Raw genomic sequence first — 11,624 nt, 5'->3', positions numbered from 1 at the left:
CAAGAACTGGAAGATACTTGCCACCGGCTTTCGAGGGCGCCTCGCCGAGCTTCCGAATGTCATCCGAATCGTCACCGCACTGGAGTTCTACCGACTTGGCTGGTAAGGGCTCTGAATAACGCTCCTCGTCAGTCGTGCCAACACGAGGGAGTATGTTGGCGCGCCAGTGTTGGTGGGAAACTGCCGTAAGCAGCTGCTTCTCAGTGACAAGAGTCTGAGACTCGTACCGCGGCCGGAGGTCGACCGAAGCTGGCTGATATCAACATTGTCATCTCCGTTTGTGCGTGATCAGATCTCGCGCAAGGCGACCGGCACAAAGGACTCGATGCGCAACATTTCACAAAAGGCGCTCGGCGAGGTGAAAATACCAATTCCTCCGCCTTCGGTGCAACAAGAAGTTGCCGCTACCTTGGCGGGCGAGTTGGATGCTGTTCGAAAGCTGGATATGTCGGTGGGCGTAGCAAGCGTCCGCTCTGGACATCTTCGGTACGCGTTGCTGAGGGAAGCTTTTGCGGGCCGTCTGGTGCCGCAGGACTCGAACGATGAGCCGGCGTTGGTGTTGTTGGAGCGTATCCGGGCGGAGCGGGACGCGGCGCCGAAGAGGAGGCGGGGGCGTAGGTCGAAAGTGACGGCTGCACAGGGCAACGGGCGGCGGATCGACCCTGATCGGCCGATGCCGGCGCCGGTACCGAATGGCACTCAGAGTGAACTGGAGTTGGGGCTGTGAGCGCGGGGCAGACTGCGGTCGAGACGCGACGGCTGGTCGACAAGCTGTGGAACTACTGCAACCTGCTGCGCGACGAGGGTGTCTCCACGATCGACTACGTGGAGCAGTTGACCTTCCTGCTGTTCCTCAAGATCGCGCACGAGAAGGAGAACAGCCCCTTTGCCCCCGAGCGGATTCTTCCGGACGGGCCGGGATGGAAGAACCGGGGATGGCAGGAGCTGGTCGGTAAGAGCGGTGAGGACCTGAAGCATCGCTACCAGGACCTGCTGGAGGACCTCGGCAACCAGCCCGAGGGCAGTCCGCTACACCTGATCTTCAACAAGGCCACCAACAAGATTCAGAATGCGGCCAACCTCGCCAAGCTGATCAACGACCTGATCGGCAAGGAGAACTGGTCGATTCAGGGAACCGACGTCAAGGGCGACGCCTACGAGCAGTTGCTGGCCAGGGGAGCGGAGGACATCAAGTCCGGTGCGGGCCAGTACTTCACGCCGCGTCCGTTGATCGACGCGATGGTGCGCTGTGTGCGTCCGACGGCGAAAGACACCATCACGGACCCGGCCTGCGGCACGGGCGGCTTCCTGCTCGCCGCCCACGCCTACATCGTCGCCGAGGCGGAACAGCGCGGCGGCCTCGATCCGGACGAGCGCAGGCATATCTCCGAAGGCGGAATCTGGGGCACCGAACTGGTTCAGGGCACCGCGCGGCTGGCCGCGATGAACCTGCTGCTGCATGGCATCGGTTCGTGGAACGGCAAGCAACTCATTCGCGTGGAGGACGCGCTCGCCAAGCCCGGCAGGCCGGCGAGCGTGGTGCTCGCCAATCCGCCGTTCGGCCGGAAGTCGTCCATCACGATCATCGGTGAGGACGGCCGGGCCACCCGGGAGGACATCTCCTACAGCCGCACGGACTTCTGGGTCACCACGACCAACAAGCAGCTCAACTTCGTGCAGCACATCGCCAAGGCGCTGGACATTCCGGGCCGGGCGGCAGTGGTTGTGCCGGACAACGTGCTGTTCGAGGGCGGCGCGGGCGAGACGATCCGGCGGAAGCTGCTCACCGAGTACGACGTGCACACGCTGCTCCGCCTGCCCACCGGCATCTTCTACGCCGGTGGCGTCAAGGCGAACGTGCTTTTCTTCGATGCCAAGCCTGGGCGGCCGGGCAAGGCGTGGACCGACAAGCTGGCCGTCTACGACTTCCGCACCAACCAGCACTTCACACTCAAGCAGAACGCGCTGCGCAAGGACCATCTGGACGACTTCGTCGAGTGGTACCTGTCCGGCGAGCGTCCCGAGGACCGCAAGCCCAACGACCGCGTTAAGGTCTTCGACTACGAGGAACTGATCGCGCGTGACAAGGTCAACCTGGATCTGATCGGCTGGGTCAAGGACGAATCGCAGGACGACGCGGACTCGCTGCTGCCACCCGAGATGATCGCCGCCGAGATCGTGGAGGACCTGCAGGCCGCCCTCGCCGAGTTCGCCGCCGTCGCCGAAGCCCTCGCCAACCGCCCCGGAAAGTCGCCAGATACGAATTAGGACACGCGCTTGGCTGCCGGGGCTCGCACCGTCGTGCCCGTGGCAGATCAGTGGGGGAACTGTCGCTGTCAGGAGTCAGTGTGATACCGCCGCAAGTACGTCACGTCAAAGATGCCCTCGTCCGCGAGTTCACGGACCATATCAACCTGGACGACATCGCCAACCGACCGCAGCAGGAGCAGGAGCAAGCCTTCCTGTCACGGGCGTTGGCCGCCCTGGCGCTCCGCGACCTTACGGGCCTCGACGCTGCGCACGCGGCCGCCGGAGTGATCGACGGTCAGGACGATCATGGTATCGACGCGGTCGCCGTCAGCGAAGGTGGTTCCCACCTGTGGCTGGTCCAGGCCAAGTGGAGCGACAAGGGGAAGGCCGCACTCGACCAGGGCAGCGCCCTCAAGCTGCGGGACGGCCTCGACCACATCTTGAGCGGCAGGTACAGCAAGTTCAATGCGCGCTTCCAAGCGCTGGCAGAGCGTGTCGACGGCGTAATCGACAATGCGCAGTGCAGGATCACCCTGGTGCTGGCTCTGTGCGGGAAGAGCACCCTCGATCGGCATGCGCAAGAGGTTTTGGACAAGGCGTGCGATGACCTGAACATCGACGTCCCGATGCTCGACTATGCGGTGGTGGGTCTGTCCGAGTTCCATCGAATGGTCCGGCTGGGTATCGCGGAGCGAAAGGCTAACCTGAACGTCCTGCTGGAGAATTTCAGCCACATTCAGGAGCCGTATCGTGCGTACTACGGAACGATACCGGTGGCGCAGGTTGCGGAATGGTACTCTCAGCACGGCACTCGCCTATTCAGTCAGAACATTCGTGATTCGCTGGGATTGACTGAAGTTAATCGAAGCCTCGTGCAGACACTTGTGACGGAGCCCGAGCACTTCTGGTACTTCAATAACGGTATCACGGTGCTCTGCGACTCGGTTCAGCGAAGCGCGCGCAACGCGACCACGATCGGTGGCCCCGTCGAACTCCAGCTTTCCGGGGCGAGCGTTGTTAACGGAGCGCAAACGGTGGCAAGTATCCACTCCGGGATGCGGCAGGCTCCGGACACGGCGGGGGCAGCGCGGGTGTGGGTTCGCCTGATCTCCCTGGAGAACTGTCCAAACGGGTTCGCCACAGATGTGACTCGCGCGACCAACACCCAGAACAGAGTCGAAGGCCAGGATTTCGCGGCGCTCGACGAGACACAGGCGAGGCTGCGGGACGACTTCGTTCTGTCGCTAGGCAAATCTTACGTGGTGAAACGCGGTGAGGAGAAGCCGGCAGCCGATGCAGGTTGCTCCATCAGCGAGGCGGCGGTTGCGCTGGCCTGCGCGCATCGAAACCCCGAAATGTCAGTTCGGGTCAAGCAGGACCGTTTGTGGGAGGGCGACACGCTGGCTTCGGTGTTCGGCCACAATCCGAACGCGTACCGCGTGTGGCGATGCGTCCTGATCTCGCGCGAGGTTCGTAAATCGCTTGCCACGCTCCAGAAAGATCACGAAGGTCGAGCGGTTGCCATCGCCACACACGGCGACCTGATGGTGGCGCATGCCGTGTTCCGTCAGCTCGGGCCGGAGCAGTTCGATGACCCGGCTTGCGACTGGGATTCCGTGGTTACTCGGGTGCCGCAGTTGACTGCCACGGCGTTGGACTGGTTGATTCACCACGTCGACGCTCAATTTGGGCCGACAAGTTATCCGGTCGCGGTTTTCAAGAATGCGGCGAAGTGTCGGCAACTTGCGGACGCGGTGCTGAAGGACGTGGCCGCGGGGCATTCCGTTCCGGAGCTTCCGCCAGAGTATCGGCCTGTCGCGCCCGAGACTACGACGCGCGCCACACCTGCGGTGAAGGTTCTCGTGGAGGCGAAACGAATTGCGGATGGCACGACCCTCGAGTTCCGACCGGTAACGGGTCCGGAACGCAAAGCGCTGGCTCACTGGCTGGCCGAGGATCCCCGTCGTGGTCGCGCGAACTGGGTGAACAACAGCAACCGTCCGCTGCTGTGGACTGCGGACGGTAGGCGCTATTCGCCGAGCCGGCTCGTTGCCGTCATGCTTGAGCAGGCACGTGGGTATCCGCCTACCGCTGTCCAAGGCACGAGCCGATGGTTTGTCCCTGGTGAGGGATCGCTTGTTGAAATTGCCGATCGAGTGCGCCGCGAGGAGGCTTCGTGAGCGCGGCTCGTTTCGCCAGCGAGCGCCGCGCGCCGTTCGGCGTAGGCGGCGGTTGCGGCGCGCGGCGACCCGGCCGAGCCGGGGCCTGTCGCTGCCCGCGCGTCTCCGCCGAACGACACCGGCCCCGCGTCCGTCAGCTTCCCGCTGGCTGGCCGACGTGATGAGGCTGCCTGGAAACCCCGACGACGAGGTGGACATCGAGGGGCCGGGTCGAGCCACCACGTGGCGGAAGATGCTCTGGCTCGCCAAATGCGAGTCGTCCATGGCGAACCCGGCGCCAACCTGGCGGTATGGTAGCTCCATGTCCATAGCTCACGAGGAAGCGCCAAGAGCTGAAGTGTCCGCCGGGCCCGACGGCCGTGTGACGATCCCTGTGCAGGTCCGGCGAGCCGCCGGGATCGAGCCGGGGAACCGACTGGTCGTCTATGTCGAGAATGGTCGGGTGGTGCTGGAGGAGCGGGGGCACCTCCTCGCCCGTATCCAGGACGAGGCGATCGCTGCGGCAGCGGCCGCCGGTCACACCGGCAGCGCCGTGGACGAGCTGATCTCCGAGCGACGTGCCGAAGCAGCCCACGAAAGCCTCGAAGGGCCGCGGGCGTGACGTCCGTCCTCGACGCGAGCGCCGTACTGGCGCTGCTCTACCGGGAACGCGGCCATGAACATGTCGCGGAGCAACTCTCCGGTGCGGTGATATCCGCGGTGAACTGGTCGGAGATCGTGCAGAAACTCGTCCAGCGCGGGCACCCCGCTCCGGACGCGGCCGTGGACGCGGTGCGCGCTCTCGGCGTCGAGGTCGTCCCCTTCACCGCCAGCGACGCGCGCCGGGCAGCGCTGCTGTGGTCGGAAACCCGCACGGCTGGACTGTCACTCGGCGACCGTGCCTGCCTTGCCCTTGCCGCGGCCATCCCGGGCGGAGTGGCGGTCACCGCCGACAAGGCGTGGGACACCTTGGACCTCGACGTGCCTGTGCAGCTCATCCGCTGAAGCAAAGGACATCCGGACACGCCGTGGCCGTGCGCGAAACTCGGCCGGCATCGACGGGGTGTGGGAGCGGTCCGGCACGTTGGCCGACGTGGTCGGTGGTCTGCTGCACCTGCCGCCACCGCACGATCCCCAGGCGCCGCGGCTGATCGTCAGCACGGCACCACCGGCGCCGTGCACCGAACAGCGCGACCGCACCGAACCCGGGCCATTCCGCGGCGGTCGACCAGCGATGAATGGACCCGGCTGGCCACCGGAGATCCTGGGGATGTGAGCCATGGCGCACACCCGCGCCACGACTTGATCGCCGTCGCGGCACGCGGGTAGAGTGGCAACTACCGATCGCGAGTCGCTGGACGGCCCTGTCTCTGCCTTCCATGCCCGAGACCGTTGATTGGTTCGCCGTTTCTGCTTGATGTTTGCCGCTGCCCTGCGTCGGGCCTCGGCAACCGCGGCGTCCGTCAAATCACCTCGGAGGGCTGGTGTCCCGCGTTCGACGTGTCTCGCAGCGAGCGCGATTTCGGTCGCCAGTGGTTCGCGGGTCACCAGGTGAATCCAACCGTGCGACGGCTGGTGTTCGATCTGCGGGACCGGGGTCATCAGGTCGGCATTCTCACCAACAACGTGGTCGAGTGGGAGCCGATCTGGCGGCGCATGGTCGACCTGGACCACGTCGTCGACCACATCGTGGATTCCTGTCGTGTCGGCGTCCGCAAGCCCGATCCGAGGATCTTCGAGATCGCGCGTGAGCGCACGGGCCTCCCGGCGGGTGATTGTGTGCTCGTGGACGACCTGGCGGAAAACTGCGTGGCGGCAGAGGCCGCCGGATGGGGAGCCGTCCGCTTTCACAGTGCGGAACAGGCGATTTCAGAACTGAACGAACTTCTGGACAGAACTGAATCAGTCGGGGCGTCCTCGGCCGCCCATGGGGAGAGAGGGCACTGATGGCCGAAGTACGTGGAGTGGTTGGCGCACCCGTGGCCCCGCGGGTGGCCACGGAGCGGCCGCGCCTGCTTCTGGCCGCCGTGCTGGTTGCCGTGCTAGTGGTTCCGACGGGGGTGTCGGGTACTGGGGTGGCATTGCCGCGCATCGCGGAGGATCTCGGTAACGCGCCTGCTCCGCTCCAGTGGGTGGTCAACGGGTTCAATCTAACCTTTGCGGTATTCAGCCTGGTTGCCGGTTCGATCGCGGACCATCTGGGGCTGCGGCGGGGCTTCCTCGCCGGTACCGCGCTCTTCTTCGGGGCCGCGGTCCTGAGCGCGGTGGCGCCGACAATCATCGTGCTCGATGCCGCGCGAGCACTGGCTGGCTTCGGCGCGGCCACCATCTTCGCCTGCGGTGGCGCGTTGCTGTCGTCGAAGTTCGAAGGCTCCGCCCGTACCCGGGCATTCGCCCTGTTCGGCACGACTGCCGGTGTGGGGCTGGGCTTCGGACCGTCGATTTCGGCGGCGGCGATCGGTCTGGTGGGTTGGCCCGGCATGTTCATGGTGAACGGAGCGCTGATCTTGGTCGCGTTCGCGCTGGCGGCGGCGTGCGGAGTCCGCGACAGCAGGCCGGAAAGGCGGCCGCCGATCGACTACCGCGGAGCGATGCTGTTCGCGTCCGGCCTCGCGCTGCTGATCGCCGGTGTGGTGCAGGCGGGCACCTGGGGGTGGACGGCGCCTGGCACCCTCGCGCTGGCGGTCCTGGGCGTCGGGATTCTGGGTGTTTTCACCATGGCGCAGCGGCGCACGGCAAACCCGCTGCTCGATCTGACTCTGCTACACGACCCGATGTTGGTGGGGTTGCTACTGGTCCCGGTCGCGGGCGCGGTGGGATTCGTTGCCTTGCTGACGTACTTTCCGACCTTCCTGACGGTGGTGTGGACGATGCCGACCACCACCGTGGGTCTGGTAATGCTGATCATGACCGTGCCCGTGATCATCGCCCCGATCCTTGCCGGCCGCCTGGCCAACCAGGGTGTGTCGGCTCGGGTGATCCTGACGGTCAGCGTCGCGCTCTACGCACTGGGGGCGGCATGGCTGACCATCGCCGACGTTCAGCGCAGTGTGGCGCTGATCGCGGGTCCGCTGATCTTGCTGGGCGCCGGGTTCGGGCTGGGTGTCGGCCTGGTCGACGGCCAGGCCATCGGATCGGTGCCACCGGAGAAGGCCGGGATGGTTTCCGGCCTGGTGTCGACCGTGCGGCTGGGCAGCGAGGCGGTTGTGGTCGCCGCCTACGGCTCCGTGCTCGCCACGCTCGTGAGCGGCGAGGTGCACAGGCTGCTGCCCCCCTCGCTCGGTACGGCCTTGATCGACAAGGCGGCGTCGGCCACCGCCGCCGGCGATCTGGCGAGTGTCGCATCGGGCGTCGACACCGCCGTCCTCACCCGTGCCTACAACGCGGCCGTCCACGCCACGCTCTGGGCGCTCGCGGCTATCTCGCTCGTGTTCGTTGTCCTGGTCGCGGTGCTGCTGCGGCCGAAAGCGGAGGAAGTGTCATGACGCTCGCCGCCGAGTCCCTTCGAATCAGCATCGCTGATATCCCCAACCTCGACACCCCTGAGCCCTTCGTCCGCCGGTTGCCGGCTGAGCCCGACGGCTTCGAGCGGATCGAACTACCCAGCGGGCACACCGCCGTGTGCCTCACGTCCTATGCCGATGTGCGAACCGTGCTCTTCGACTCCACCGCCAGTCGGGAGCTGTGCAATGTCGACGGCGGCCCGTCGTTCATGCCCACCACCTGGGCGCCGGAAGTTCTGATCAACCTGGACAACCCGGTGCACGGCCTGGTGCGTCGATTCGTCGCGCACGAATTCAGCGCACACTCACTCGCCGGCTTGGCTCCTACCGTCGAGAAACTCACCATCGCGGCATGTGAACAACTGGAGCGCGCCGCCGAGCCCGACCTTGTGCGATGGGTGTTTCGGGTGGTGCCCGCACAGACCACGCTCACCCTGCTCGGACTGCCGACAGACCGGGCCGCGTGGATGAACGAGCAGGGCCGCATCGTGCAGTACGCCGACCGTGACGACATCCCGGGTATCGAGGCGGCGTGGCTGCAACTGTGGGACTGGGTCGGTTCGCTCATTTCCGACAGCAGCGAACATGACGACACCGGCCTCCTCGCCGTGTACAAGCGCCGTGCCGCGCAACCCGAATACGCCGACATCGACGATTCCCTGCTACAGGGAACCGTGATGGGCATCGTGCTGGGCGGCGACAACAACATCGCGACCATGCTCACCAAGACGGCGTATGCGGCGCTGGCGCATCCGCCGCTGTATCGGCTGGTGGCCTCCGATCCACAGAGCTATGTGCCGAAGCTCGTGGAGGAGATTCTCCGACTCATGCCCCTGGGGACGCCGGGGACCTTCCCGCGACTGCTGCTGAACCCGTTGGAGACCTCGAAGGGCACCCTGCCGGTCGGGACCATTGTGTATCCATGGGTGAACGCCGCCAACCGAGATCCCTCGGTGTTCCACGAGCCATTGATGATCGATCTGAACCGGCCTCCGCGCAAACACCTGCAGTACGGATACGGCATGCACCGGTGCATGGGATCGGCACTGGCCCAGATGGAGCTGATCACCGTGTTGACGCTGGTCTTCACGAGGTACCCGGACGCGGCGCTCGCGATCGAGCCTTCACGGGTGCCGTGGGACTTCGGGGTCGGACTGCGACGGCCGTCCGCGCTGCCGGTGGTCCTGCATTGAGCCGCGACGGAGCGGCTGAGTCGGAAAGGATGGCGTGATGATGCAGCAGTGCGAGGTGGCGGTGGTCGGGGGAGGCCCGGTCGGGATGCTGCTGGCCGGGGAACTGGCCCTGCACGGCGTCAATGTGGTTGTGCTGGAGACCCGCACCGAGGTGAGTGACCAGCCGAAAGCCGGCACCTATCACGCGCGCGCGATCCAGACGCTGGCCCGGCGCGGCATCCTGCGGTTTCCGCGCATTGAGGCGGACCATCACGAGATTATTCGAGAGCCGTTTCAGTTCGCCGGATATCCCTGGTTGACCCTGCGCACCCGCGCTGTCGAGGGGGCGGTGATGATCGGACTCGCGCAGGCGGATCTGGAGCGCGCACTGGGGGAACGGGCAGTTCGCCTCGGCGCAACAGTGCGGCGCGGCCACACCGTCACCGGGGTACGGCAGGAACACGATCGCGTGGAACTGACCGTGCGTGCCGGCGCCCAAACCGGCACGCTGCGGGCCGAGTTCGCGATCGGCTGCGACGGCGCACGCAGCGTGGTTCGGGAATCCGGGAACTTCCCGACCGTCGAGTATCCGCCCACCATGCGTGCCATGCTCGCCACAGCGCGGCTACCGCATCCCGAACAGATGCGGCCGGGATGGCAGCCCACCCCTCGGGGGTGGACCCTGCTGAACCTCAACCGCTTCGGGCCAAGCCGAATCATCACCTTCGAGTTCGATGGACCGGAACCCGACCGGCACCGGCCGATCACCCCGGAGGAGTTCGGCGCCACCGTTGACCGCATCGTGGGCCACCACGTCGATCTTGAGGAGCTGGACAACACCTCGCGATTCAGTGACTTCAGTCGGCTGGCCACCGAATACCGGGACGGCAGGCTGTTCTTGGCCGGCGACGCCGCACACGTCCACTACCCGCTGGGTGGCCAGGGCCTCAACACCGGACTCCAGGATGCGGTGAACCTGGGCTGGAAGCTGGTATCGGTACTCCGCGGCAGCGCCGACCCCGCCCTGCTGGACACTTATTCGACAGAACGACACCCGGTGGCCGCGAAGGTGATCGAGAACACTCGGGTGCAGGCCATGCTGATGAACCCGACCACCGCGTACGACCCACTGCGCGGGTTCATCCGTGAACTGCTGTCCTGCCCCGACGCGCACGACCGCGTGGCCGATATCATCAACGACAACGCGGTGAGCTACCCCACCACACCGGCCGATCGGGAATGGGTAGGACAGTTCTTCCCCAACATCACCGTGACCACGGTTGACCAGGGCCCGCGTACGGTAAGCGACCTGCTGGTCGCCGGTCGTGGTGTGCTCCTGCTCGATATGGCCCGCAGCGGCTGGGACGCATATGGGGCAGGTCTGCGCCATCCACTGGTTGACCTGGTCGAGGTGGAGCGACTGCCCGACGACCTGCCATGTGCTGTGCTGATCCGCCCCGACGGGTACGTCGCCTGGTCCGGAAATCAGCGGGAGGAACAGGGTGACTCAGAAGCGGCAGGCTTGGTATCGGCGCTGACCTTCTGGTTCGGCACCAGCACGCTACCGGCCGAACCCGCTTCCAAGGGCTGAGCAGCGGTGTAACCGGTGGGTCACCAATCGGCCGTGTGTTACCGTGGAACGGTAGGTTCCTCTGGGGGAGTAACCGTGGCTGATAAGGAATGGCTGGTTGTCGACACGCTGTCGAATTCGCCCACGGTAGTGGCGGCCGGCTCTCGAGCACGCAAATGGCGGCCGCTGGGAAACGTGTTTCGCGGGTCACAGTTGACGATGGTCGAGAAACTCGTCGGTGTGGTGGTTGACAATCTCAAGGACTCACAATCCCTGGTCGACCTCACGCACGGCACCAAACTGGCGTATGCTCGGCCGATTCTCGGCCCTGGCCGGCAGGTCCACGCCGTCATGGTGTGGTTAGGCACCAAGGACGAGAACCCGCCAGCGCCACCGAAGGCGATTGGGTGGACCTGGGACCTTGCCGACCCCGGCCGACCACGGACAGTCCCGCATCCGGGCACCGCCGAGTTCTATGGATTTCCGGGCGATTTCGATCCGACGGTTACGGACCTGCTGTCCACCCTCGCCGACATCTCTGAAATTGCGCAGGTGCTGCACGTCCTTGCCGATGCGCAGGAGGGCCGCGCCGGAACCGGAGAATGGCTGATGCGCCGGCCGAACGGTCTGCCGGCAAAGATACGTTACGCCTTCCGTGGTGCCCGTTCAGACGGCCGTCTTCAACTGCACGGAATTTCCCAGGAGATTAGCGACTATGTCGTCGACCGCGGTGACTTCATAGCCGCCGACGTGCTGCGAAACGTGGTCGGAAAGAGGCATCCGGCTTTCGTTCATGTGGATTCTGGTCATGTCCAGTCGTGGCTGTCAGGGCCACCTGAATCCTTGCCCGACGCTGTGGTGCGCGGGTTCGCACCCGCGCCCACCCGAGAACGGATCGCACTACCAGGACTGCCGAAAACCACCGTACTGAGCGTCTTCTCGTAGGTCGCCGGTCGAAAATGAGGGGGAC

General features: G+C 65.5%; 11 protein-coding genes and 1 pseudogene. All 12 read left to right on the top strand.

The annotated features are described in order from the left end of the window. The first annotated feature begins 280 nt into the window (after window positions 1–280). The 12 genes and pseudogenes from FFT21_RS23040 to FFT21_RS22990 all read left to right on the top strand — a co-directional run bounded on the left by FFT21_RS23040 (window position 281) and on the right by FFT21_RS22990 (window position 11,599). The gene (locus tag FFT21_RS23040; RefSeq protein WP_137816020.1) at window positions 281–727 is read left to right on the top strand and encodes a restriction endonuclease subunit S domain-containing protein; all 447 of its coding nucleotides are present in this window, start codon (window positions 281–283) and stop codon (window positions 725–727) included. Then, the gene (locus FFT21_RS23035; protein WP_137816019.1) at window positions 724–2,268 is read left to right on the top strand and encodes a class I SAM-dependent DNA methyltransferase; all 1,545 of its coding nucleotides are present in this window, start codon (window positions 724–726) and stop codon (window positions 2,266–2,268) included. The genes FFT21_RS23040 and FFT21_RS23035 overlap by 4 nt, the downstream gene beginning before the upstream one ends. 80 nt (window positions 2,269–2,348) lie before the next feature. Beyond that, entirely contained in the window at window positions 2,349–4,430 is a 2,082-nt protein-coding gene (locus FFT21_RS23030; RefSeq protein ID WP_137816018.1) for an AIPR family protein, read from the top strand. Between the two features lie 160 nt (window positions 4,431–4,590). Further along, window positions 4,591–4,872, top strand: a pseudogene (locus FFT21_RS30570) (AbrB/MazE/SpoVT family DNA-binding domain-containing protein); the annotation flags it as partial. Continuing rightward, entirely contained in the window at window positions 4,873–5,031 is a 159-nt protein-coding gene (locus FFT21_RS30380) for a hypothetical protein (RefSeq protein WP_264081668.1), read from the top strand. It begins immediately after the preceding pseudogene. Further along, the gene (locus FFT21_RS23020) at window positions 5,028–5,414 is read left to right on the top strand and encodes a type II toxin-antitoxin system VapC family toxin (RefSeq protein ID WP_137816016.1); all 387 of its coding nucleotides are present in this window, start codon (window positions 5,028–5,030) and stop codon (window positions 5,412–5,414) included. Before FFT21_RS30380 ends, FFT21_RS23020 begins: the two co-directional genes overlap by 4 nt. A 58-nt stretch (window positions 5,415–5,472) precedes the next feature. Beyond that, a complete protein-coding gene (locus FFT21_RS23015) occupies window positions 5,473–5,685 on the top strand; it encodes a hypothetical protein (protein ID WP_137816015.1) in 213 nt (70 codons plus the stop codon). A 224-nt stretch (window positions 5,686–5,909) separates the two neighbouring features. Then, window positions 5,910–6,356 carry an HAD family hydrolase gene (locus FFT21_RS23010; protein WP_225978666.1) on the top strand — a complete coding sequence of 149 codons (447 nt, stop codon included), beginning with the start codon at window positions 5,910–5,912 and terminating at the stop codon, window positions 6,354–6,356. Beyond that, complete coding sequence (locus FFT21_RS23005; protein WP_137816013.1) at window positions 6,356–7,894, top strand: MFS transporter; 1,539 nt, start codon at window positions 6,356–6,358, stop codon at window positions 7,892–7,894. Before FFT21_RS23010 ends, FFT21_RS23005 begins: the two co-directional genes overlap by 1 nt. Then, the gene (locus FFT21_RS23000; RefSeq protein WP_137816012.1) at window positions 7,891–9,105 is read left to right on the top strand and encodes a cytochrome P450; all 1,215 of its coding nucleotides are present in this window, start codon (window positions 7,891–7,893) and stop codon (window positions 9,103–9,105) included. The genes FFT21_RS23005 and FFT21_RS23000 overlap by 4 nt, the downstream gene beginning before the upstream one ends. Before the next feature lie 37 nt (window positions 9,106–9,142). Beyond that, window positions 9,143–10,675, top strand: coding sequence for an FAD-dependent monooxygenase (locus FFT21_RS22995; protein WP_137816011.1), 1,533 nt, complete (start codon window positions 9,143–9,145; stop codon window positions 10,673–10,675). A 75-nt stretch (window positions 10,676–10,750) separates the two neighbouring features. Then, the gene (locus FFT21_RS22990) at window positions 10,751–11,599 is read left to right on the top strand and encodes a GAF domain-containing protein (protein ID WP_137816010.1); all 849 of its coding nucleotides are present in this window, start codon (window positions 10,751–10,753) and stop codon (window positions 11,597–11,599) included. Window positions 11,600–11,624 lie beyond the last annotated feature (25 nt).

Source organism: Gandjariella thermophila, assembly GCF_005405885.1.
GTDB classification, from domain to species: Bacteria; Actinomycetota; Actinomycetes; order Mycobacteriales; family Pseudonocardiaceae; genus Gandjariella; species Gandjariella thermophila.
The sequence above is the reverse complement of the archived record's forward strand: the minus strand, read 5'-3'. Positions and strand labels throughout refer to the sequence as shown.

Coding starts and splice junctions, on each gene's coding strand:
- FFT21_RS23005 (WP_137816013.1), top strand. CDS start 6,356: ATGGCCGAAGTACGTGGAGTGGTTGGCGCACCCGTGGCCCCGCGGGTG.
- FFT21_RS22995 (WP_137816011.1), top strand. CDS start 9,143: ATGATGCAGCAGTGCGAGGTGGCGGTGGTCGGGGGAGGCCCGGTCGGG.
- FFT21_RS23000 (WP_137816012.1), top strand. CDS start 7,891: ATGACGCTCGCCGCCGAGTCCCTTCGAATCAGCATCGCTGATATCCCC.